At 64.8% G+C, this 22130-nt stretch carries 27 protein-coding genes; 13 read left to right on the top strand and 14 right to left on the bottom strand.

Annotated elements, in window-relative coordinates; genetic code table 11:
• The first annotated feature begins 188 nt into the window (after positions 1-188).
• From CIT37_RS30120 to CIT37_RS30110, 3 genes are all read left to right on the top strand, one after another.
• Positions 189-1340, top strand: coding sequence for an FIST signal transduction protein (locus CIT37_RS30120; protein WP_095426962.1), 1152 nt, complete (start codon positions 189-191; stop codon positions 1338-1340).
• 2 nt (positions 1341-1342) lie between these two features.
• Positions 1343-3214, top strand: coding sequence for a putative bifunctional diguanylate cyclase/phosphodiesterase (locus CIT37_RS30115; protein WP_240536467.1), 1872 nt, complete (start codon positions 1343-1345; stop codon positions 3212-3214).
• 155 nt (positions 3215-3369) lie between these two features.
• Entirely contained in the window at positions 3370-3582 is a 213-nt protein-coding gene (locus CIT37_RS30110; protein ID WP_038951145.1) for a hypothetical protein, read from the top strand.
• A 20-nt stretch (positions 3583-3602) separates the two neighbouring features.
• Here the strand turns inward: CIT37_RS30110 and CIT37_RS30105 are convergent, their stop codons facing one another.
• Positions 3603-4439, bottom strand: coding sequence for a universal stress protein (locus CIT37_RS30105; RefSeq protein ID WP_028144058.1), 837 nt, complete (start codon positions 4437-4439; stop codon positions 3603-3605).
• A 206-nt stretch (positions 4440-4645) separates the two neighbouring features.
• Here CIT37_RS30105 and CIT37_RS30100 point away from each other — a divergent pair, with 206 nt between their 5' ends.
• Both CIT37_RS30100 and CIT37_RS30095 read left to right on the top strand, forming a co-directional pair.
• Positions 4646-6178, top strand: coding sequence for a Do family serine endopeptidase (locus CIT37_RS30100; protein WP_161966505.1), 1533 nt, complete (start codon positions 4646-4648; stop codon positions 6176-6178).
• Between the two features lie 276 nt (positions 6179-6454).
• Entirely contained in the window at positions 6455-6817 is a 363-nt protein-coding gene (locus CIT37_RS30095; protein WP_028144056.1) for a hypothetical protein, read from the top strand.
• Positions 6818-6829: 12 nt separating this feature from the next.
• Here the strand turns inward: CIT37_RS30095 and CIT37_RS30090 are convergent, their stop codons facing one another.
• Positions 6830-7108, bottom strand: a complete 279-nt coding sequence (locus CIT37_RS30090; protein WP_095426963.1) for a DUF6496 domain-containing protein — start codon at positions 7106-7108, stop codon at positions 6830-6832.
• 79 nt (positions 7109-7187) lie between these two features.
• Positions 7188-7382, bottom strand: coding sequence for a DUF3072 domain-containing protein (locus tag CIT37_RS30085; protein ID WP_018321749.1), 195 nt, complete (start codon positions 7380-7382; stop codon positions 7188-7190).
• A 115-nt stretch (positions 7383-7497) separates the two neighbouring features.
• On the opposite strand from CIT37_RS30085, the gene CIT37_RS30080 reads away from it, so the two are divergent.
• A complete protein-coding gene (locus CIT37_RS30080; protein WP_095426964.1) occupies positions 7498-7719 on the top strand; it encodes a hypothetical protein in 222 nt (73 codons plus the stop codon).
• Positions 7720-7737: 18 nt separating this feature from the next.
• Positions 7738-7944, top strand: coding sequence for a hypothetical protein (locus tag CIT37_RS30075; protein ID WP_028144052.1), 207 nt, complete (start codon positions 7738-7740; stop codon positions 7942-7944).
• Positions 7945-8050: 106 nt separating this feature from the next.
• Here CIT37_RS30075 and CIT37_RS30070 read toward each other — a convergent pair whose 3' ends face one another.
• Together CIT37_RS30070 and CIT37_RS30065 are read right to left on the bottom strand one after the other, a co-directional pair.
• The gene (locus CIT37_RS30070) at positions 8051-8299 is read right to left on the bottom strand and encodes a hypothetical protein (protein ID WP_028144051.1); all 249 of its coding nucleotides are present in this window, start codon (positions 8297-8299) and stop codon (positions 8051-8053) included.
• A gap of 95 nt (positions 8300-8394) precedes the next feature.
• Positions 8395-8652 (bottom strand): hypothetical protein, encoded by a 258-nt coding sequence (locus CIT37_RS30065; protein WP_028144050.1) that lies wholly within the window; start codon positions 8650-8652, stop codon positions 8395-8397.
• Between the two features lie 142 nt (positions 8653-8794).
• Here CIT37_RS30065 and CIT37_RS30060 point away from each other — a divergent pair, with 142 nt between their 5' ends.
• Positions 8795-9016, top strand: coding sequence for a hypothetical protein (locus CIT37_RS30060; protein WP_028144049.1), 222 nt, complete (start codon positions 8795-8797; stop codon positions 9014-9016).
• Positions 9017-9113: 97 nt separating this feature from the next.
• Here CIT37_RS30060 and CIT37_RS30055 read toward each other — a convergent pair whose 3' ends face one another.
• Positions 9114-10601: an HWE histidine kinase domain-containing protein gene (locus CIT37_RS30055; RefSeq protein ID WP_028144048.1), complete on the bottom strand. Its 1488-nt coding sequence runs from the start codon at positions 10599-10601 to the stop codon at positions 9114-9116.
• Between the two features lie 14 nt (positions 10602-10615).
• Entirely contained in the window at positions 10616-16915 is a 6300-nt protein-coding gene (locus CIT37_RS30050; protein ID WP_028144047.1) for a HAMP domain-containing protein, read from the bottom strand.
• 280 nt (positions 16916-17195) lie between these two features.
• Between CIT37_RS30050 and CIT37_RS30045 the strand changes: the two genes are divergently transcribed.
• Positions 17196-17489, top strand: a complete 294-nt coding sequence (locus CIT37_RS30045) for a hypothetical protein (protein WP_028144046.1) — start codon at positions 17196-17198, stop codon at positions 17487-17489.
• Between the two features lie 10 nt (positions 17490-17499).
• On the opposite strand, the gene CIT37_RS30040 is transcribed toward CIT37_RS30045, so the two are convergent.
• Positions 17500-18015, bottom strand: a complete 516-nt coding sequence (locus tag CIT37_RS30040; protein ID WP_095426965.1) for a DUF4142 domain-containing protein — start codon at positions 18013-18015, stop codon at positions 17500-17502.
• A gap of 94 nt (positions 18016-18109) precedes the next feature.
• On the opposite strand from CIT37_RS30040, the gene CIT37_RS30035 reads away from it, so the two are divergent.
• The 3 genes from CIT37_RS30035 (at position 18110) to CIT37_RS30025 (ending at position 18846) form a co-directional block, all read left to right on the top strand.
• On the top strand, positions 18110-18304 hold the full coding sequence (locus CIT37_RS30035; protein ID WP_028144044.1) for a hypothetical protein: 195 nt from the start codon (positions 18110-18112) through the stop codon (positions 18302-18304).
• A 118-nt stretch (positions 18305-18422) separates the two neighbouring features.
• Entirely contained in the window at positions 18423-18554 is a 132-nt protein-coding gene (locus CIT37_RS30030) for a hypothetical protein (RefSeq protein WP_256379439.1), read from the top strand.
• A gap of 70 nt (positions 18555-18624) precedes the next feature.
• Complete coding sequence (locus tag CIT37_RS30025) at positions 18625-18846, top strand: hypothetical protein (protein WP_028144043.1); 222 nt, start codon at positions 18625-18627, stop codon at positions 18844-18846.
• 151 nt (positions 18847-18997) lie between these two features.
• On the opposite strand, the gene CIT37_RS30020 is transcribed toward CIT37_RS30025, so the two are convergent.
• The gene (locus tag CIT37_RS30020; RefSeq protein ID WP_028144042.1) at positions 18998-19246 is read right to left on the bottom strand and encodes a hypothetical protein; all 249 of its coding nucleotides are present in this window, start codon (positions 19244-19246) and stop codon (positions 18998-19000) included.
• 173 nt (positions 19247-19419) lie between these two features.
• On the opposite strand from CIT37_RS30020, the gene CIT37_RS30015 reads away from it, so the two are divergent.
• Complete coding sequence (locus tag CIT37_RS30015) at positions 19420-19578, top strand: hypothetical protein (RefSeq protein ID WP_018321736.1); 159 nt, start codon at positions 19420-19422, stop codon at positions 19576-19578.
• Between the two features lie 148 nt (positions 19579-19726).
• On the opposite strand, the gene CIT37_RS30010 is transcribed toward CIT37_RS30015, so the two are convergent.
• From CIT37_RS30010 to CIT37_RS29990, 5 genes are all read right to left on the bottom strand, one after another.
• Positions 19727-20212 (bottom strand): hypothetical protein, encoded by a 486-nt coding sequence (locus tag CIT37_RS30010; protein WP_038972659.1) that lies wholly within the window; start codon positions 20210-20212, stop codon positions 19727-19729.
• The gene (locus CIT37_RS30005; RefSeq protein WP_028144041.1) at positions 20212-20559 is read right to left on the bottom strand and encodes a DUF3147 family protein; all 348 of its coding nucleotides are present in this window, start codon (positions 20557-20559) and stop codon (positions 20212-20214) included. Before CIT37_RS30005 ends, CIT37_RS30010 begins: the two co-directional genes overlap by 1 nt.
• Entirely contained in the window at positions 20556-21134 is a 579-nt protein-coding gene (locus CIT37_RS30000; RefSeq protein ID WP_095426966.1) for a phosphatase PAP2 family protein, read from the bottom strand. Before CIT37_RS30000 ends, CIT37_RS30005 begins: the two co-directional genes overlap by 4 nt.
• 127 nt (positions 21135-21261) lie before the next feature.
• On the bottom strand, positions 21262-21813 hold the full coding sequence (locus CIT37_RS29995; RefSeq protein ID WP_095426967.1) for a DUF4142 domain-containing protein: 552 nt from the start codon (positions 21811-21813) through the stop codon (positions 21262-21264).
• An 87-nt stretch (positions 21814-21900) separates the two neighbouring features.
• The gene (locus tag CIT37_RS29990) at positions 21901-22128 is read right to left on the bottom strand and encodes a hypothetical protein (RefSeq protein WP_028144038.1); all 228 of its coding nucleotides are present in this window, start codon (positions 22126-22128) and stop codon (positions 21901-21903) included.
• Positions 22129-22130 lie beyond the last annotated feature (2 nt).

The raw sequence follows: 22130 nt of genomic DNA, 5'->3' as shown, positions 1-22130 counted from the left end.
TGATTGCGCCGACGTGCCGATCGCTTGGAGGGAACCGAAGTTTTCCCGCAGTCCTACGGAGAATCCGGCGCGAGTCGGCATTAGCTTTCATGCCGGGGTAACCAACGGTGTCGAAGTAGACGTGTGATTAACGGCGACGCAATGCGCCCCTCCACAATCTGTGGTTCAAGGACTGCAGAGAGCGTGGGATGCACATTCAATATCGTCACTGGAATGCTGCCCATGGCTGGCGCGGAGCGGATGCCCTGCGCGAGCCGTCCCAGCTCGTGCTCTATTTCGGCAGCCGCGAGCAACTGGCGGACGGCCAACGTTATCGCGAGCTGCGCGGTCTTTATCCCGAGAGCCATATCGTCGGCTGCAGCACCGGCGGCCAGATCCACGGCGACGACATCTGCGATGACGAAGTCATCGCGGTCGCCTTGTGCTTCGCCCATACGCAAGTGCGGTTGGTGCAGGAGGTCGTCGAGACCCGCGATGCGTCGCGGGCCTGCGGTGCGCGCCTTGCCCGCCAGGCGCTGGCGGCCGATCTGGCGGGTCTGTTTGTCCTGTCCGACGGATTGGCGGTGAACGGGGGCGAACTGCTTGCCGGAATCACCGAGGTTCTGGGGCCGGATTTGCCGGTCACCGGCGGGCTCGCCGGCGACGGCACCCGATTTGAACAGACGATCGTCGGAGCCGACGCCGAGCCGTCGCCGAACCGCGTTGCCGCAATCGCATTCTACGGCGCCTCGTTCCGCTTCGCGCATGGCTGTGCCGGCGGCTGGGACGTGTTCGGCCCGCGTCGCAAGGTGACGAAGTCGGAAGGATCCGTGGTCGTGGAACTCGACGGCGAGCCGCCGCTCGACCTCTACACCCGCTATCTCGGGGAGGAAGAAGCCGAGGCGATGCCGGGTTCGGGTCTGGCATTCCCCTTGCGCATTCACGATGAGGCCGAGCCGGACCGGCAGATCGTGCGCTCGGTGTTCGCGGTGGATCGCAATGCCCGCACCCTGACATTCGCCGCCGACATTCCGGAAGGATGCACCGCGCAATTGATGCGCGCCAATTTCGACAGTCTTGCCGCCGGCGCTGGCGAGGCCGGCCGGCAGGCGCGCAGTGCACTTGCGGAGGGCGTTGACGGCGACAAGCTTGCCATCCTGGTGAGCTGTACCGGCCGCCGCAGGGTGATGGGGCAGCGCACGCAGGACGAGCTGGATGCCGTTGCCGCCGAGCTCGGCGAGGACGTCGTCCGGATCGGGTTCTACTCCTATGGCGAGATCGCTCCGCCGGCCGCGTCCGGCCGCTGCGAGCTGCACAACCAGACCATGACCGTCACCGTCATCGCGGAGGCGGCAGCTTGACCATGCACCGGCTGCTCGCAAGACAGATCCGCCAGTCGACGGACGAGTCCGGACAGGTCGACCTGACCAAGCTCTGCGAGCTCGTCGGTGCGGCCTACGAGGAGGGCGATCGCGATCGCCGCCGCACCGACCGTGCAATGAAGCTGATGATCGAGGAACTCGAACAGACGCACAAGCGCGCCGAACAGGATCTGCTGCGGGCGCGCGAATTCCTCGACAGCATCATCGAGAGCATCCCGATCGCGGTGTTTGCCAAGGATGCGAAGGATTCCCGCTACGTCCTGCTCAATCGCGCCGGCGAAGAGTATTACGGAATGCCGCGCGAGGCGATGCTGGGCAAGACTCCGCAGCAGATCTTTCCGGACCATATCGCCCGCGTCGTCAACGAGCAGGATCGCCGCGTCGTCGACAGCGGCGCGCCGATGTTCCTGGAGGGGCATCTGCTCGAGGTCGGCGTGAAGGGCCGCGATCGTCTCGTCAATTCGCGCAAGCTGCTGGTCAGGGACGGCAGCGGCGCGCCGCAATACCTGGTCGGCGTGATCGAGGACGTCACCGAGAGGATCACCAACGAGGCGCGGATCAGCCATCTTGCGCATCATGATGCGTTGACCGACCTGCCGAACCGCAGCGCCTTCAACGCCGTGCTCGGCGAACGGCTGGAGCGGGCGCAGGAGGCGGCGACCAGTTTTGCCGTGCTCAGCCTCGATCTCGACCGCTTCAAGGAAGTCAACGACGTGTTCGGCCACCCCGTCGGCGATCTGCTGATGCGGGCGGCGGCGGACCGGCTTGCCGAGGAAGCCGACGGCGCCTTCGTCGCCCGTATCGGCGGCGACGAATTCATGATCCTGATGCCCGACGACATCAGCCGCGATGACGTTCTGGCGCTCGCCGAACGCCTGGTCGAGACCATCGGCCAGGAGCTGGAGGTCGACGACTATCTCTCCCATGTCGGCCTCAGCGTCGGCATCGCGTTTTATCCGGACGACGGCGTGAATGCCGCCACGCTGCTCGCCAACGCCGACTCGGCGCTCTACCGTGCCAAGCGCGAGGGCAGGGGCCGGGTGCGCTTCTTCGAATCCGAGATGGACCAGGAGCTGCGCGACCGCAGGCTGTTGCAGCACGACCTGCGACTGGCGCTGGAGCAGAACCAGTTCCTGGTCTACTTCCAGCCGCAGGCGCGGGTGGATGGCGAGGTCATCGGCTTCGAGGCTCTGCTGCGCTGGAACCATCCGACTCGCGGCTTCGTGCCGCCGGACCAGTTCATTCCGCTCGCCGAGGAGAACGGGCTGATCGTCCAGATCGGCGAATGGGTCTTGCGCGAAGCGTGCCGCGAGGCGGCTTCCTGGCCGCGGCCGCTGCAGGTGGCCGTCAACCTGTCGCCGATCCAGTTCCAGGCCGGCGATCTCGAACGTTCGATCCACCAGATCCTGCTGGAGACGGGGCTGACGCCGACGCGGCTCGAGGTCGAGATCACCGAGGGCGTGCTGATCGGCGATTTCACCCGCGCGCTCAATCTGCTGCGGCGGCTGAAGGCGCTCGGCATCCGCATCGCGATGGACGATTTCGGCACCGGCTATTCCTCGCTGTCCTATCTCCAGTCGTTCCCGTTCGACAAGATCAAGATCGATCGCAGCTTCATCTCCAATCTCGAGGCGACGCCGCAATCGGCCGAGATCGTACGCGCGGTCCTGAGTCTCGCGCACGCCCTGCGTATCCCGGTCATTGCCGAGGGGGTGGAGACGGAAGCGCAGCGTGCCTTCCTGGCGCGGGAGGCCTGCGAGGAGATGCAGGGCTATCTGGTCGGTCGGCCCGCCCTGATCGAGCGCTATCTTGACCTGGTCGGCGTGACCGTGGAGCGCCGGCTCTACGCCTAGCCTTCGGGTCCAAGGCGCGGTTCATTTGGAACTTTGGCCCGGACATATATTTCCTAGCAGCGAGCCGAGGCTAGGCGCAGCAAATCTTTTGCACAACCGCCATCGGCCTGACGCAAATCGGGGCAATAAGCCCAGTGAATGCGAGGGAGGGTCTCATGGAGAACGTACGTCGCTACCGGGCGCTGGCGTCCCTCTGTCGTCAGCAGGCGGCCTACCGGCCGCTTCAGAACTGGGAACTCCTCGGCCAGGCCGAACATTTCGAATATCTCGCCGAGGTCGAGCTCAAGGCGCATTTCGACGCGTGCAATGTGCAGCACGACGAGGGCGACGCCGTACCCGCGACGTGGGAGACCCCGGTCGCGGCGTGATGGCGCCGGGCCGGCCCGGCTCAATGCGACATCAGCGTCGGGACCGTCATGGCCTGCAGCATGGCGCGGGTGACGCCGCCGAGAACGCGCTCCTGCAACCGCGAATGGCCGTAGCCGCCCATCACCAGGAGATCGAGGCCCTCGTCGGCCGCCAGCGACAGGATGGTCGGCTGGATGTCGGCGCGCGTCGCCGACAGGCCGACCGTGCGGGTCGACAGTCCGCGCCGGCCGAGATGTCTTGCCAGACCGTTCGCTGAAGCTTCGTCGGAGACCGCATCGGCCTCGTTGATGGTGATGATCACGATCTCATCGGCGCGCGCCAGGAACGGTGCGGCATCGTGCACGGCGCGGGCCGCGAGGCGGCTGCCGTCCCAGCAGATGCCGATCCGGTTCGCCTTGAAAGCTCCATGGAAGGTGTAGGGCAGGAACAGCACCGGGCCGCCGGCCTGGAACAGGATCTCGCGCGGCACGTCGTTGTCGAACGAGCCCTGCGCCGGATCTGGCTGAAGCACGACGCTGAGGTCGTGCAACCGTGCCATCTCGCCGAGCGAGCCGGCCGCGTCTACCGGGATCGCGCCGAGCGCGCGGCAGCCGTAGGAGATGCCGGCGTTCGCCGCTTCGATGCCAAACACCGCCAGCGCGGCCTCGGCCCGCTCTACCGCGCGCTCGCGTTCCAGTTCGAACACGGCCGCGACCGCAGCGCCGCCCTCCATCACGTAAGCCGCACTGGTCGCAACATAGCCGATCGCGACTGCGTCGAGATGGGCGTTGAACCGCGCCGCGAGCGAAATCGAGCCTTCGATCGCGCAGCGCATGGGGCGTTCGGTGGGGATGTGGACGAGAATGTCTTTGTACATGGCGCGCCTCCGATGAACATCATCCGGTGGCCGCATTTTTTCACTGCCCGAAGGACCCGCGTTGAGCTGCATCAAATGCGCAGGGACGACTTTCCCGGGGCCCGCGCATTCTTTGCGAAGATTTAATCGGATGGACGGGACGTCGTAAGGTGACGATGGCCATGTTGGAGGCAAGGCGACACCTTATCCAACATGGACATTTCGACATGAACGATCGCGTCAATTCCGACACCACGTCCCGCAAGATCCTGAGGCCGCGCCGGCTTGCGCTGCTCGGCACCGTGGCCGCGCTCGGCGTGGCCGTGCTGGCGGCTGCTCCCGGCTCTTCGCCGTTCGGTCCGAGCTCCTTCATTACCCCGACCCAGGCCGCCGAATCCGCCGCGACGCCGCCGGGCTTTGGTGACCTCGTCAGTAAGGTCAAACCCGCCGTCATCTCGGTGCGGGTCAAGATCGACCAGGACAACGACAAGAGCGCGATGCTGCAGCAGAACCGGATGGATCAGGACGAGGACACCCCGTTCGACCAGTTCTCGCGGCAGTTCGGCTTCCGTGGCCCGGGCGGCATGAACGGCATGCCGCGCCAGCGCCATCAGATGATCACGGGCGAAGGCTCCGGCTTCTTCATCTCCGCCGACGGCTATGCCGTGACCAACAACCACGTCGTCGACCACGCCGAGTCGGTGCAGGTGACCATGGATGACGGCACGAGCTACACCGCCAAGGTCGTCGGCACCGATCCGAAGACCGATCTCGCGCTGATCAAGGTCGACGGCAAGAAGGACTTCCCGTTCGTCAAATTCTCCGACCAGAAGCCGCGCATCGGCGACTGGGTGGTCGCGGTCGGCAACCCCTTCGGCCTCGGCGGCACCGTGACTGCCGGCATCGTCTCGGCCAGTGGCCGCGACATCGGCAACGGCCCCTATGACGACTTCATCCAGATCGATGCGCCCATCAACAAGGGCAATTCCGGCGGCCCGGCCTTCGACATGAGCGGCAACGTGATCGGCGTGAACACTGCGATCTTCTCGCCCTCCGGCGGCTCGGTCGGCATCGGCTTCGACATTCCGGCCTCGACCGCAAAGCTTGTCGTCGCGCAGCTGAAGGACAAGGGCGCGGTGACCCGTGGCTGGCTCGGCGTGCAAGTGCAGCCGGTCACCGCCGAGATTGCCGACAGCCTCGGACTGAAGGAGGCGCGCGGTGCGATCGTCGACAATCCGCAGGATGGCAGCCCGGCGGCCAAGGCCGGCATCGAGGCGGGCGATGTCATCACCGCCGTCAACGGCACCGCGATCAAGGACTCCCGCGACCTCGCCCGCACGATCGCGACTCTTGCGCCTGGCAGCTCAGTGAAGCTCGACGTCTTCCACAAAGGCGACAGCAAAACGGTGACGCTCGCGCTCGGCGAACTGCCGAACGAACGGCAGGCCAAGGCCGATGTTGGCAAGGACCAGCCGGGCTCCGGCACGCCGCGCCTCGGTCTTGCTTTGGCTCCGGCCGGTGACGTCCAGGGCGCTGGCCAGAAGGGCGTTGTCGTCACCGAAGTCGATCCGCAAGGGCCGGCGGCGCAGCGGGGCATCCAGACCGGCGACGTCATCCTCAACGTCGGCGGCAAGGCCGTCGCCAATGTCGGCGACGTCCGCTCGGAGTTGGCGCAGGCCAAATCGTCCGGCAAGCGCAGCGTGCTGTTGCAGGTCAGAAGCGCGCAGGCGACCCGCTTCGTCGCGGTACCACTCGCCTGAGGCGAACGCCGATCGGCATGGATCAAGAAAGGCGGCCCTCGAGGCCGCCTTTTTCGTTCGCCTTCAGGACTCCCGGGAGGCGATCGATAACATTCTCGTTAACGGCAGCGACGATGACGCGGTTCGTCCGAAAAAGCCGTGTTCGCTCATCAAAGTTCCGACTCGTGCAGGTCGCCGGCGGCAACGATGCCACCGGGACCAGTTGCAAGCGTGGAACTTCGAACTTGCCGCCGGTTTCCGGAACTGGCCGCTGGTTCGCATTTGATCGGTGCCGACATGGATCGATTGAAGCTCTCGCTGAGGAGGGCGCTACTCGTGGCGCCATTCGTGCTCTGGGGCGGAAACGCTCTCGGGCGGGACGACGGCCGCTACGCGGACTCACCCCTGAAGCCATGGTTCGACAGCCTGCGCAGCCACCTTGGTCCGTGCTGTTCGGATGCGGATGGTTTTGCCGTCGCCGATCCCGACTGGGAGTCGCATAACGGGCATTATCGCGTGCGTCTCGACGGCGAGTGGATCGAGGTGCCGGACGAAGCCGTCATCACCGAGCCGAACCGGGCCGGCCGCACCATGGTGTGGCCGGTGAAGACCGCGTTCGGCGTTTCGATCCGCTGCTTCATGCCGGGCAGCATGATCTGACACAGGCCAACGTCAGCGCTTGCTGGATTTGCGCTTCGACGATTTCTTGGTTGTCCTCTTCTTGGTCGTCCTCTTCTTGGAGGTCTTCTTGGCGGCCTTCTTCGGGACCTTCTTCCCCTTCTTGCGTGCCTTCGACAGTCCGATCGCGATCGCCTGCTTGCGACTCTTCACACGTCCGCCACGGCCTTTGCGACCGCTCTTGGCGGTGCCCTTCTTGTAGCGGCGCATCTCGCTCTCGACATCGCTGCCGGCGCTGCGCGAGTAGCTGCGCTTCTTTGCCTTGCGTGCCATGCATGTTCTCCCTTGGCCGGGGAGAACCATTCGACACGGGCATGGTTCCGAAGGACGCGGACAGTGTTCCAGGCGCAGCCTAGAAGGAATTCGCCAGCTCGATCTCGGCTTCCAGCACCTGGATACGACGTGCGGCCTCGCTGAAGGACAGATCGCGCGCATATTGCGCGGGCTGATACGCTTCTTCGCTCAGCCGTTTCAACCTCAGCCCCTGCGTCCGTGTCATCTGCTCGGCGAGGAAAACCCTGGCGTCGTATTTGCCCTGAACCTGCATGTCGCTTCTCCGTCCTGAAATCGTGACTTGACTATATGTTCTTATTTTGTTCTAACAAGCCATGGACAACAGAATTAATGAAATTCGACGTAAAATCAGCGCCTTGAGGGTTGAGATGGCCGGCGTCGAGGCCTCCGTGCGCGATCTCATCAACGGCGACCGCGATTGCGTCCAGCAAGCCCTGGCGCAGATGGATTTGCGCCGGAAGGTCAATTTGCTGATCGGCGAATGGAAGGCTGCTGGCGGCGGCGATGTCCTGCCTGACGTTCGCGACCGGGTGCGCCTTCGTCTCGTGAAGACAGCCGTCGGTCCCGAGCGCGCGAGCACGCGGCGCTGACACCTTTTGGGGGGCGCCGTGGAGGAGGACCCGGACACTTACCGGATCTTGAGGTTGCGCGCCGAGATTCTCGAATTGGGCTCGGCCATCCGGCAATTGCAGCGTGCGGGGCTCGACGATGCTGCGGCCCAACTTCTGATCGGACGCAAGCGGGCGCAGCTCGAGCAACTCGTGAAGACGAATGCTGCGAGCCGCCCGCTCAACTCTGAAACGCGTCGCCCGTAACGAGCTGACGCCGGCGCTCGACGATGTGGCGCTCGATTGCCGATCCCGCATCAAGAAAAAAAGCCCCGCGTCGCCGCGGGGCTTTTGATGTCATGTCGGCCTGAGCTCACTTGGTATTGCTCATGCCCTTGCTGCTCTTGTTCGTCATGGTGCCGCCCTGGTCCGAGCCGGGACCGGAGCCGCCCTGGCCGGAAGGATCCGCGCCCTTCGAGGCCTTGGTGTTGGCGCCCGTGGTCTGCGAGGACGACATCGATGATCCGTGTTTGGCCTTGTGCGACTTGGCCTGTGCGGCGAGCGGCGCCGCGGCGAGGCCGGTGGCCAAAATTGCGGTGAGAACGAGTTTTGCCGTTGTCATGCGGGGAACTCCCTGAGTTAAATTGACGCAGGCAGCCAACCGCCATTTGCCGAAGGAGTTCCCGACAAACGTATCTGCCGGGCCGCACGCACGCTTCAAGATTGCTTGTCCTCTGCGAGGATGAACACGACGCCGGTGAGTGTCGCGCCGATCGCGAACGTCGTCACCAATGTCAGGGCGAAGATGATTGCGGCCTGGCTTCCGCCGTGATCGAGCAGCTTGGCGACGGCGGGATTGGACAGGATCAGCGTGAGGCTGAAGGCGAGGCCGAGGGCTGCGCCCATCATCGCATGCGTCATCAGCTTGATGAGGCCGGTGGGAGAGATCAGGTCCGACGACTTTTTTGCGCGCATGGGAACCGCATCCCGAACTGACATGCAAACGCGGGCCATATTCGCCGGTTCCAAACGCATGAAGGAATTGTCATCACCGGCTTCATCCGACGTTCATGCCGGGCCTGCGAGGATGAGCGTCAGCAAAACGGGAACATTCGGTATGGGTAAGGTAGTCTTTCTTTACCGCTCACTGGCCTATCGCAACGCGGCTGCGGACATGCTGCGCAAGGCCCGCAAACTGCCGCGCGGTGCGGAGCGAAGTGCGGCCCGCCGCTACGCGAGGGCGCTACGCGATCTCGCTCAGACGGAAGCCTGGCTCGAAGGACGCCTCGCCGAGGAAGCGCGGCCGCCGCGGCAAACCAGGATGGCGGCGTCGGGCTAAAGCACGATCCGGAAAAGTGCGCAGCGGTTTTCCGAAAAGATCATGCTCAAACAACAAACCAAAGCGCGATGACGCTTCATCCTGATCGCATCGCGCTTTAGCCCGAGGCGCGTTGCAATTCGGCTGAGCTGGGGGCGTCGAATTTTCCGGGGGCGGCCGTCGCCGTCTTGCGTGTCAGCGGCACCTTGAGGCGGCACAACAGTCCTTCGGCTCGCCAATCGAATTGCGCCTGTCCACCGAGTTGGGACTCGACGCTCGCTAGCAGGCTCCGCGTGCCGAAGCCGCGCGATTTCGGCGTCATGACGAGCGGACCGCCGGATTCCTCCCAGCTCAGCGTCAGCAGCTGGTCCTCGACCTGCCAGCCGATCGTGAGCCGTCCCGACCTGGTCGAGAGTGCGCCATACTTGGCCGAGTTGGTGAAGAGCTCGTGCAGCGCGAGCGCCAGCGTCTGGGCCGTCGCCGGCAGCAACTGGACCTCCGGACCCGCCAATATGATCTGGCCGCCGAGCGAATAGGGCGCAAGCTCCTCGTCGATCAGCTTGGAGAGCTCCGCGCCCTGCCAGCTCGACAGCGACAGGATGGTGTGCACGCGCGCCAGCGCATTGATGCGTCCTTCGACGGCGCTGACATAGGCCTTGACCTCGTCGGCGCGGGTGAGGCGGACGATCGACTGCGCCAGCGCCAGAGCATTCTTGGCGCGGTGATCGACTTCCCGCGCCAGCAAATTCTGCCGTTCCTCGGCTCGCTTGCGTTCGGTGATGTCCACGGTGACACCGCTCACGCGCACGACGCGACCGCTGTCGTCGACCGTCGCGGCCGCCGTGCCGACGCACCAGCGCACCTCGCCGTCGGGCCGCACAATGCGGAACTCGGTCTCATAGGCACGCGTGCCCTTGTTGAATTCGGCGATCGCCTTGCGCAACTGATCGACGTCGTCGGGATGCAACAGCGCCTGGACGTTGGCCGGATTGACCTCGAAGCTCTCCGGGCCGACGCCAAAGATGCGATATTGCCCCTCGTCCCACATCCAGTCGCCGCTGATCCAGTCCCAATCCCAGGAACCCATCTTGCCGGCGGCGATGGCCATGCTGCGCCGTTGCTCGCTTTCGCGCAGCTTCGCGGTGGAGTTCTCCAGTTCCGCCGTGCGTGCGCGGACGCGATCCTCGAGCTCCTGATTCAGCCGTTCCAGCTCGCGGGTCTTGCGGTAGAGCTCGGCAAACACCTTGATCTTGGCGCGCAGCACCTCCGGCACGACCGGGACCGGCACGTAGTCGACCGCACCCATCTCGTAGCCGCGCAGCCGGTCGATGTCGCTGACCTGGATGGCGGAGATGAAGATCATCGCGGTCTTCTGGAAGCGCGGATGCTCGCGGATCATCGCGGCAAGCTCGAAGCCGTCGAGCTCGGGCATGCAGACGTCGACCAGGATCACCGCGATCTCGGTCTTGAGCAGCACCTCCAGCGCCTCGCGTCCGGACGAAGCGACCACGAGGTTCTCGCCGAGTTCCTTCAGGATCACCTCATAGGCGAGCAGCTTGGCCGGCTGGTCGTCGACGAGGAGGATGTTGACCTTTTCGTGGTCCATTCGCGGATCCAAACTCATCGGTGCAGCCACATGCGGATCGCAAGTAGCAATTGATCGGTGTTGACGGGTTTGGCGAGATAGTCGGACGCGCCGGCCTCCAGGCATTTTTCCCGGTCACCCTTCATCGCCTTGGCGGTCAGCGCGATGATCGGAAGGCGGGCGAAGGCCTGGTTTTCGCGAATGACGCCGATGGTCTGGTAGCCATCCATCTGCGGCATCATGATGTCCATCAGAACGATGGCGATCTCCGGATTGGATTCGACCAGGGTGACGGCTTCACGGCCGGTCGTGGCGGTCAGCACCTTCATGCCGCGCCGTTCCAGCACGCTCGACAGCGCGAAGATGTTGCGGGCGTCGTCGTCGACGAGCAGCGCGGTCTTGCCGATCAAATCCTCGTCGGAACTGTTCAGCTTCTCCAGCATGCGCTGCTTCTCGACCGGAAGCTCCGTGATCACGCGGTGCAGGAACAATGCGGTCTCGTCGAGCAGGCGCTCCGGCGATTCCACGCCCTTGACCACGATGCTGCGCGCCATGGTGTGGAGTTCCGCATCCTCCTCCGCCGAAAGCTCGCGGCCGGTGAAGACGACGACCGGGACGTTGGACAGCGCCTCGTCGTTGCGGATCTGGTCCAGCACCTCGAAACCGCTCATGTCGGGCAGCCTGAGGTCGAGCACCACGCAATCGCAGGGCGCCTCCCGCAGCGTCGAGAGCGCGCCGGCGCCGGTGTCCGTCGTCACGATCTCGATGTCGTCGTGGTGCAGCAGCTCGCGGATCGAAAGCTGCTCCGCCTCGTTGTCCTCGACGATCAGGAGCCGCTTGCGCCGCGGCCGTGCATACTCCTTGATCTGCGTCAGCGCGGCCGAGACGCCCTCGGTCGTCGTCGGCTTGTTGACGAAGGAGAACGCGCCACGCGCCAGCGCATGCTGGCGGTCCTCGTCGAGCGTGATGATCTGCACGGGGATGTGGCGGGTCAGCGGATTGTGCTTGAGCTGGCTCAGCACGGTCCAGCCGAGCATATCGGGCAGGAACACGTCGAGCGAGACTGCTCTCGGCTGGTATTGCTTGGCAAGCTCCAGCGCCTCCGCACCGCGGGCGGCGACCAGGACCTTGAATCCCTTGTCGCGCGCGAGGTCGACCAGTACACGCGCGTAATGCGGGTCGTCCTCGACGATCAGAAGGATGCTGTCGCCAGGCTCGAGGTTGAGCCGGTCGTCGGGAAGCTGCTCAATGACGCGCTGCTGCTCCGGCGCGGCGGCGGGCTGCAGCGCAGGCGGCTGATTGTTTTGCTGCGGCGCGGGTGCGGCGCGCGGTGCGAGCGTCGGGCCGGAATATTTGAGCGGCAGATACAGCGTGAACGACGAGCCCTTGCCCGGCGAGCTGCGCAGATGAATTTCGCCGCCGAGCAGGCTTGCCAATTCGCGACTAATCGCAAGCCCAAGGCCGGTGCCGCCATATTTCCGGCTGGTGCCGGCATCGGCCTGCTGGAACGCCTCGAAGATCAGCTTCTGTTTTTCCACGGGAATGCCGATGCCGGTGTCGGACACTTCGAGCGCGATCACCGCCGGCGCGGAGTTCAGCACCGGATGATCCGTTCCCCAGCCGCCGACCGCGGCGGTGACATTCAGGCGCACCTCGCCTTCCGCGGTGAACTTGAAGGCGTTGGAGAGCAGGTTCTTCAGGACCTGTTGCAGGCGCTTGGAGTCGGTGACGATGCTGCGTGGGAGGTTCGGATCGACGTCGATCTTGAACGAGAGATTGCGGTTGTCCGCCTCGTGCCGGAACGGCCGTCCGACGGTCTCCAGCAGGTTCGCGGTGAGGATTTCCTCGGCGTCGACCGTCACCGTGCCGGATTCGATCTTGGATAGATCCAGGATGTCGCTGATGAGATTGAGCAGATCGGTGCCGGCGCCGTGGATGGTGCGGGCGAATTCGACCTGCTTGGCCGAGAGGTTGCCGTCCGGATTGTCGGTGAGCTGCTGTCCAAGGATCAGGATCGAGTTCAGCGGCGTGCGCAGCTCGTGGCTCATATTGGCGAGGAATTCGGACTTGTACTTCGAGGTCAGCGCAAGCTCGGTCGCCTTTTCCTCGAGGGCGCGGCGGGCCTGCTCGATCTCCTGGTTCTTGCGCTCGACCTCGACGTTGCGCTCGGCGAGCTGCTGCGCCTTCTGCTCGAGCTGGTCGTTGGTCTGCTGCAATTCGCGCTGCTGGGTCTGGAGCTCGCCGGCAAGCTGCTGCGACTGCTTGAGCAGGCCTTCGGTCTGCATCGTCGCTTCGATCGAATTGAGCACGATGCCGATGGAGTCGGTGAGCTGCTCCAGGAACGTCATCTGCGAGGTCGTGAAGGAGACGAGCGAGGCGAGCTCGATCACGGCCTTGACCTGGCCCTCGAACAGCACCGGCAGCACGACGAGGTTCTTCGGCGCGACGCGGAACAGCGCCGAGTTGATCGGCACCACGTCGGATGGAATGTCGGCGACCACGCGCGGCCGCTTGTCGAGCGCGCACTGGCCGATCAGGCCGTCGCCGAACTGCAGCACGCGCTGATACGGATAGATGCCGTCGCTGGCGTAGGAGGCGAGCAGCAGGAGCTGCGGATTGTCCTCGCTCTCGATCTGATAGATCACGCCGGTATGGGCGTTCACCAGCGGCGACAGCTCGGTGAGCAAGAGCCGGCCGACGGTGGTGAGGTCGCGCTGGCCCTGCAGCATGTTGGTGAATTTGGCGAGGTTGGTCTTCAGCCAGTCCTGCTCGGTGTTCACGTCCGTCGTGAGACGGAGATTCGTGATCATCGTGTTGATGTTGTCTTTCAGCTCGGCGACTTCGCCGCGGGCATCGACCTGGATCGATCGCGTCAGGTCGCCCTTGGTGACGGCGGTCGCGACTTCGGCGATCGCGCGCACCTGCGAGGTGAGGTTGGCCGCCAGGAGGTTCACGTTGCCGGTGAGGTCCTTCCAGGTGCCGGCCGCGCCCGGCACGTTGGCCTGACCGCCGAGCCGGCCTTCGACGCCGACCTCGCGTGCCACCGACGTCACCTGGTCGGCGAAGGTGGCGAGCGTCTCGGTCATGTTGTTGATGGTGTCGGCGAGCGCAGCGACCTCGCCCTTCGATTTCACGGTGAGGTTCTGCTTGAGGTCGCCATTGGCGACCGCGGTCACCACCTTGACGATGCCGCGCACCTGCTCGGTCAGGTTTGCCGCCATGAAGTTGACGGTATCGGTGAGATCCTTCCAGGTGCCGGCGACGCCGGGCACCTGCGCTTGGCCGCCGAGCTTGCCCTCGGTGCCGACCTCGCGCGCCACGCGCGTGACTTCGCCGGCGAAGGCGTTGAGCTGGTCCACCATGGTGTTGATGGTGTTCTTCAGCTCGAGGATTTCGCCTTTCACGTCGACGGTGATCTTGCGCGACAAGTCGCCGCGCGCGACCGCCGTGGTCACTTCGGCGATGTTGCGGACCTGAGTGGTGAGGTTCGCGGCCAAGAGGTTGACGTTGTCGGTCAGATCCTTCCAGGTGCCGCCGACGCCGGGCACGACGGCCTGACCGCCGAGCCGGCCTTCGGTGCCGACCTCGCGCGCGACGCGCGTCACTTCGGCGGCGAAGGAGCGCAGCTGCTCGACCATGGTGTTCAAGGTGTCCTTGAGCAGCAGGATCTCGCCGCGCACGTCCACCGTGATCTTCTTCGACAGGTCGCCGCCTGCGATCGCGGTCGCGACCTCGGCGATGTTGCGGACCTGGGCCGTCAGGTTCGAGGCCATGAAGTTGACGTTGTCGGTGAGGTCCTTCCAGGTGCCGGCGACGCCGGGCACCTCGGCCTGTCCGCCGAGTTTGCCTTCGGTGCCGACCTCGCGCGCCACGCGCGTCACTTCGCCGGCGAAGCCGTTGAGCTGATCGACCATCGTATTGATGGTGTTCTTGAGCTCGAGGATTTCGCCCTTCACGTCGACGGTGATCTTGCGCGACAAGTCGCCGCGCGCGACGGCGGTGGTCACTTCGGCGATGTTGCGGACCTGGGCGGTGAGGTTGCCCGCCATCGAGTTCACGCTGTCGGTGAGATCCTTCCAGGTGCCGGCGACACCCGGCACGTTGGCCTGACCGCCGAGGCGGCCTTCGGTGCCGACCTCGCGCGCCACGCGCGTCACCTCGCCCGCGAAGCGGTTGAGCTGGTCGACCATCGTGTTCAGCGTGTCCTTGAGCTGCAGGATCTCGCCACGCACGTCCACGGTGATCTTGCGCGACAGGTCGCCGCCCGCGATCGCAGTCGCGACCTCGGCGATGTTGCGGACCTGGGCGGTGAGGTTGCCCGCCATCGAGTTCACGGAGTCGGTCAAGTCCTTCCAGGTGCCGGCAACGCCGGGCACGCCGGCCTGGCCGCCGAGCTTGCCGTCGGTGCCGACCTCGCGGGCGACGCGCGTGACTTCGCCGGCGAAGGCGTTGAGCTGGTCGACCATGGTGTTGAGCGTTTCCTTCAGCTGAAGGATTTCGCCCGACACGTTCACTGTGATCTTCTTCGACAAATCGCCCTTGGCGACCGCGGTCGCGACCTCGGCGATGTTGCGGACCTGGCCGGTGAGGTTCGAGGCCATCGAGTTGACGCTGTCGGTGAGGTCCTTCCAGGTGCCGCCGACGCCGCGCACGACGGCCTGGCCGCCGAGCTTGCCTTCGGTGCCGACCTCGCGCGCGACGCGCGTGACTTCGCCGGCGAAGGCGTTGAGCTGGTCCACCATGGTGTTGATGGTGTCCTTCAGCTCCAGGATCTCGCCGCGCACGTCCACCGTGATCTTCTTCGACAGATCGCCGCCGGCGACCGCGGTGGTCACCTCGGCGATGTTGCGAACCTGCGCGGTCAGGTTCGACGCCATCGAGTTGACGCTCTCGGTGAGGTCCTTCCAGGTGCCGGCGACGCCGAGCACGTTGGCCTGGCCGCCGAGCCGGCCCTCGGTGCCGACTTCGCGCGCCACGCGGGTCACTTCGCCGGCAAACGCGTTGAGCTGGTCGACCATGGTGTTGAGCGTCTCCTTCAGCTGAAGGATTTCGCCCGAGACGTTCACCGTGATCTTCTTCGAGAGGTCGCCGCTCGCGATGGCGGTGGCGACGTCGGCGATGTTGCGGACCTGCGCCGTCAGGTTCGAGGCCATGAAGTTGACGTTGTCGGTGAGATCCTTCCATGTGCCGGCAACGCCAGGCACCTGCGCCTGTCCGCCAAGCTTGCCTTCGGTGCCGACCTCGCGCGCGACGCGCGTCACTTCCGAGGCGAACGAGTTGAGCTGGTCCACCATGGTGTTGATGGTGTCCTTCAGCTCCAGGATCTCGCCGCGCACGTCCACCGTGATCTTGCGCGACAGGTCGCCGCGCGCCACGGCGGTGGTGACGTTGGCGATGTTGCGCACCTGTGCGGTCAGGTTGCCGCACATCGCGTTGACGGAGTCGGTGAGGTCCTTCCAGGTGCCGGCGACGCCGGGCACGATCGCCTGGCCGCCGAGCTTGCCGTCGGTGCCGACCTCGCGCGCCACGCGCGTCACTTCTGAGGCGAAGGAGCGGAGCTGGTCCACCATCGTGTTGATGGCTTCCTTGAGCTGAAGGATCTCGCCGCGGACGTCGACCGTGATCTTCTTGGAGAGGTCGCCGTTGGCGACCGCGATCGTCACCTCGGCGATGTTGCGAACCTGATTGGTCAGGTTGTTCGCCATCGAGTTGACGCTCTCGGTGAGGTCCTTCCAGACGCCGGTCACTTCCGGCACCTGGGCCTGGCCGCCGAGCTTGCCCTCGGTGCCGACCTCGCGCGCCACGCGCGTCACCTCGGAGGTGAACACGCCGAGCTGCTTGATCATGGTGTTGACGATGGTCGCCGACTGCAGGAATTCGCCCCGGAGTGGACGGCCGTCAACGTCGAGCTTGACGGTCTGGAGCAGGTCGCCTTGCGCCACCGCCGCGACCGCACGCGTCACCTCGCGGGTCGGCCACAGCAGGTCGTCGATCAGCGTGTTGACGGAGCCTTCCATGTCGGCCCAGGAGCCCGAGGCGAGGCCGAACTTCACGCGCTGGCGCGTTTTGCCTTCGCGGCCGACCACCTGGCCGACCAGTTCGAGCTGCTGCGCCATGCGCTGGTTGGCGGCGATGATTTCATTAAAAGTGTCGGCGATCTTGCCGTCGATGCCGAGATAGTCGCCGCTCATGCGGACGGAGAAATCGCCGCTGCGCATGGCCTGCAGGGCGAGCAGCAATTCGGCCCGGGAATCCGGATCCGATACACCGTTGGGCTTTGGCTTTGGGACGCGACGACCGGACCGTGATGCAGATCCGGGATCGAGGTCGCTCATACTGATTCCCCCGCAGGTGTCGGCCGAATCTATGGCCAGACGCGATTGGTCAACATAGAGCGTCAGCCAAATTCGAAATCAAGCGCCAACCTTGCGGCGCCAGCAAATGGAACCTGCTTTGCTCAGCCCGGCAAATATAACCACGATCCGCCGAATTGGTTCCATCCGAATTCGAAAAGGGCTGGCGTCCGCGATCCTGCGGCCCGCTCGTTCGTCCCCGCCACCCTTCGGAACGAGCGCCAACCCTCGCGGTTAGCCCGCAAAGACATGGAGAACGGATATGAAAGCAGGACTTGCCGCGATCGTCGTCGTGCTGTTTGCCGGGTCGGCCTTGGCGCAGGGCGGAGCGCCCAGCGGCCGCGGGGCGGTGACCGGCGATCCCGCCGCGAGCTCCGCCAGCCCGAGGGCGGATACTCCGACGACGGGGGCGGCGACCCGGTCGAACCCGAGCGGCAGCGGCACCTCGTCTTCGGGCGGCAAGGACGACAATGGGGATGCGGGCCGGGACCGGATGCCGGAGAGCGACCGCACCGTGCGACCGCAGAGCCAGCAACATCATCCGAACGACAAATAAATAGAGGGGGCTACTTGTCCGCCATGGTGCGCCCGGCGTCCTTGACCTGTGCGCGCAGCATCGGGAGCTGCTCGCGCGCAAACGTTGCGAGCGCCGCGTTATCGGGCGCCTTCAAATAGCGTTCGAGCAGGTCAATGGCCGATTCATATTCGGGAATCTGCGAGGCATAGAAGCTTCGGACGTAAGTCGGTCCGTCGGACGTTTCGGGCTCGACCAGCAGGCCCGCGCTGACCGACGTCGTCTTGCCGATGCGCGGCTCCGCGCCGATCGCCTCCTGGATCTGCTTCAGCGCCTTGTCGCGCTTGGCCGCTTCCTCGGCACGCAAGGCGGCGAGGTTCTTGACCTCGGCGTTGCCCTTCAGATCGGTGCTCTCCAGGAGGCCCTGCTGGAAGCGGCTGAAATCATAAAGGCCGCTGATGACGTCGGTTGCGCTCGGAGGGCGGTCGCCAGACTTTCGTTCACCGGTGCTGTCGGCAAGCGCTGCGGTGCTGATGAATGCCAGGATGATCGCGACAAGAACTCGCATCGATATCAAACAGCCAATGGCGTGCGGAGTTCCCTGAACATTACGATCCGGCAAGCGGGTTGCGACCCGAGAGTTCCGTCCCCACGTCTTCAATATGAAACAGTCTGACATCTTCAGGGATAATGCCGACAACTGTCTTCAGCTCGCCGAGCGCGCCGAGGGACAACCCGCCCACAAGCGCTTTTCGCGCATGGCGGACGCCTGGACGGCGCTCGCCCACGAGCAGGATTGGCTCGACGGGGAAATTCCGCCTCTCGTAGTCCGTTTCCCTCAAAAGCGGGATGCGTGAGGGCTCTGCTTTTCGTGAATCCGCGTGTGAGACCGCTCACGGAATGCAAGCGACCAATCCAGGATGATCAGGGGACAGTCGATCGCGTTGGTTTTCGCTTCCAGAAGGAGGTTTTGTGATGGCTCCACGTCTGGCTCTTCTTTCACTCATTCTCGCCTTTGGTGTCTCGGTCGCGTTCGCGACGGTGACGACGGTGCGCCAGGTTCATCTGGGGAATGCGTCGGCTGCGGTCCACGCGGCGCACAGCTAGCGCCTCGCCGGAACATTCGACGCCGCAGTGCGTAAGCGCTTCGACACATCAGGAGAGGTGAAAGCACATCATGGCCCATTCCGACCACGGCATCGTCAAGGACAAACGGGCGGAGGAACAGCCGCGCGACAAGCAGCGCGCACAGTCCGTGCACAAGACGGATCCGCAAAAGACGGGTTCGAAAGGCTCGCCGTCGCGGGAGGCGACGCGCGATCCCAAGCTCAACGACAACAGCAAGACGCCGGGCTCCGGCATGACGCCGGACGATTCCGGCGACGCGCCGAGCGGCTAGACGCAACGGTCAGCGCGAGGAACGAATCCTCGCGCGACGCGTCGACAGGTTGCTCCCGGTTGTCACGCCCCCGGTGCGCCGGAAGCAATCTCCAAGACGGCCCTGGCACGCCCCGTGCCGGGGTCGTTTGCTTATGAACGGCTCCTGTGGGTCAGCCCCCGGTGCCGTTCTCGGGATCCTCCTGCGTATGCCCGTCGGGCCCGCGGCCGAAAACGCCGAAGCTGCTCGACTTCACACCCGCAGCCGCGTCGACGCCGACGGCGGCCAATCCGAACTTGAGCAGTTCGCGGACCGCTGCCGCCCGCGTCGGCATGCGATGTTTGAACCGGAAATCGTCAACGGCGGCCAACTCTTCCGGCGTGAGCATGACCTGTAGGCGCTCGGCGCGAAGGTCGTTCATGGTCGATCACACAAATTGAGCAGGTTGAGTAGGTTACTCAACGAACCAACTTGGCGGGAGTTCCACAAGAGTCGAGAAAGACGCCGAATGAGTAAGAAAATATAACAAAATCAATGATTTATTATTGAAACGACTCCGGCGGTGGCGCATTCTCATGGAAAGGGAGAGAAGCCATGACGGACGAAGTCAGGTTGCCTCGCAAGCTTTCCGAAGAGCCGGAAGCCCCCAAGCCGGTGCGTCCCAGCCACCAGAAGGTCATCGAACAAGTCGAGCGCTGGGCCAACAGCCCGGGACTGCAGCCACCGAGGACGGAAGATGCGAAGACGATCTGAGCCACATACATTCGAACAGCGTCTCGGGGCGCAGAAGCTGCGGCTCGAGCATGAACTGTCGGGCCTGCCGGACGGCCGCCAGCGCGAAATTGTTCTTGCGCGCATCGATCAGCTTCAGACGGCCGCCGAGATGTACGGCTTTCTGATGCTACGGGAAGAGGCCGCGGCCCCTCGCTGATGGCCCCATGCGTTTGGTCTGCACGGTCCTCGAGGTGATGCGAAGCTTTCGCCGCAGCCACCAAGCCGACACCGACACGGCCGCCCATACCAGGATGGCGGCGACGAATGCGCCGATCACGGTTGTCGAAACCACGAGATAAAAGACTGCAGCGAACGCTGCGAGACCGATGCTCCCAAGGCCGGCACCGGCGGCATCGAGCGCTGCGGCCTGCTGCCCGCGTCTGTCTCCGCTGAGGCCGGCCTTTTCCTTGGCGCGGCGCTCATGGCTTTCGATCAGCGTTGCACTGGCGCAGAAGATGGCGGGGAGCGCGAGGAAGAGGCCGCCGACGGAGACGCCGAAACCTGTGGTCACGGCTCCCGCGAGGACCGTCGCCAGTCCGCCGAGCAGAAAGCGGATACCGTACTCGTACCACCGAGTCTGTTTCAGCGCCGATGCAGACATCTTGACCAGCATCAGGCAGCACCTCCGAAACCCGCGAGCAGAGCGAAGGCGACGACGAGCCATGCGGCAAAAGCGAGAATGGTGGCTGGCAGTGCGGAGAAATGAAACCTCATCAGGAGATGGCAGACGACGATGCTGTAGCAGCCGAGTGCGATGGCACCATAGATCATCGTCCAGCTTTCGGCGGCGACATATTGCGGGCCGTGCTGGACGACGGCGATGCTGAGGGTGGCCAGAGCGACCGACGGCGCCGCGCCGAGCAGGCCGGCAAAGCTCTTCGGCCGCAGCATGTCGCCCAGGATGGAGAAGGCAGAGACGATCAGGCCGCCGGCGATGAAGCGCAGGAGGTATTCGGTCATGGCCGTATCCGTGAGGCCTTGGACCGCCGCTTCGCCAGCGTGAACGGCCTGAACAGTCGCTCGACGGCGACGCCGAGCGCGAAACCGGCCACCACGTCGCTGGCCCAATGCGCCAGCACCACGATGCGCGTCAACGACAGCGCCACGGCAACGAAGCGGACCGCCTGACGCCGGGCAGGCGGCAACAGGTCGGCCGCCGAGGCGAGGGCGCCCATGTGCACGGCGTGACCGGAGGGAAATGCGTCGCGTGATCGCCCCGAGAAGGGGACGCCGCGCCAGTGGCCGGCCACCGTCAGCCGGTCCGGCCTGGTCTGATCGAACACGGATTTGAGAACATGCGGCAGCACGGCTGTCGCCAGCGAGACCATGAGAATGTGATCTGCAACGCGACGCTGCTGCGGTTGCCGCAGCCGGGTGTAGAGCCATCCCGCGGCGGCGAGCGCGATGAGCACATGCTCGTCGGCGCCCCAGGTCAATGTCTGGGCCGCATGCTCGAGGCCGGAGTTGGTGTGGTGCGCGATCTCGTTCGCGATCGCCGTATCGATCCGGGTGGGTTTGACTGTTACGAGCGCCATCGGTCCGCAGGCGAGATGTTCTTCATGACAAATTTGTAAAGCCCGGAATCAACGAAGGTTCCTGGGTTCGGCCGCGTCGGCACCAGGCCCGCGGGGCGCCGGCCACGCCGGCGCCCTCGTTCGAGGTTTACTTCGCCTGGCCGACGCTCGGCGCCTTGCCGAGCTCCTTGGCCATGTCGAGATGGTGCTTGAGCGCCGGCAGAGTCTTGCCGGCCCAATCCTTCAGCGCCGAATTGTCGCCGCCCTTGGCGTAGCGCTCGAACAGCGACACGGCATCCTCATGGGCGCTCACCTGGTAGGAATTGTAGTCCGAGCTGAAGTCCTTGCCATTCGCGCTCTTGAGCTTGTCGAGCTTGCTCTGGTGCGAGCTGTCGAGCGCCGTCGGAAGGGTCGCCTGCACCTTGCCGTCACCGACGAGACCCTTGAGCTCGGTGCTGGTCTTGGTGTGGTCGGTCACCATCTGCTGCGCGAAGCTCTTCTCCTGCGCGTTGCCCTTTTGCGTAGCGAGCTTGCTCGACTCGATCTCGAACATGTCGCTGATGGCGACCTGCTTGACGAAGTCGGCAGTCGTTGGCGCGACACCGAGCGCCGAATTGACGCCGGTCTTCTCGCCAAGAGATTGGGCGAGCGCGGGCCCTGCGACAAGCACGCAGGCAAGGGCGATGATGGTACGTCTCATGGTTCGGTCCCTCCGAGTGGGCGCGCGGCCTCTTGCCGCGCGATATTGCGCCGATCAACACGTCGTATGCGCCGAGGTTCCTAACGATTAATCCGCCGGATTCCGCCCGGTGCGCGGATTGATGGGATCGGTCGGCTTGCGTCGCAGCCGCTCGGGGAGAAACGGCTCAGCGGCGACGGCCGTGGCTTCGGCACGCACATCGGCATGGCGCTGCGCGCGCTCGTGCGGAGTCTTGTTGTCGTTGAAATGGTATTTTACATCGACGCCATCGACGGGATCGTTGACGCCGTGCTGGATGTCGCGAAAGTCGCTCATGG

Source organism: Bradyrhizobium ottawaense (genome assembly GCF_002278135.3).
Taxonomy (GTDB): domain Bacteria; phylum Pseudomonadota; class Alphaproteobacteria; order Rhizobiales; family Xanthobacteraceae; genus Bradyrhizobium; species Bradyrhizobium ottawaense.
The sequence above is the reverse complement of the archived record's forward strand: the minus strand, read 5'-3'. Positions and strand labels throughout refer to the sequence as shown.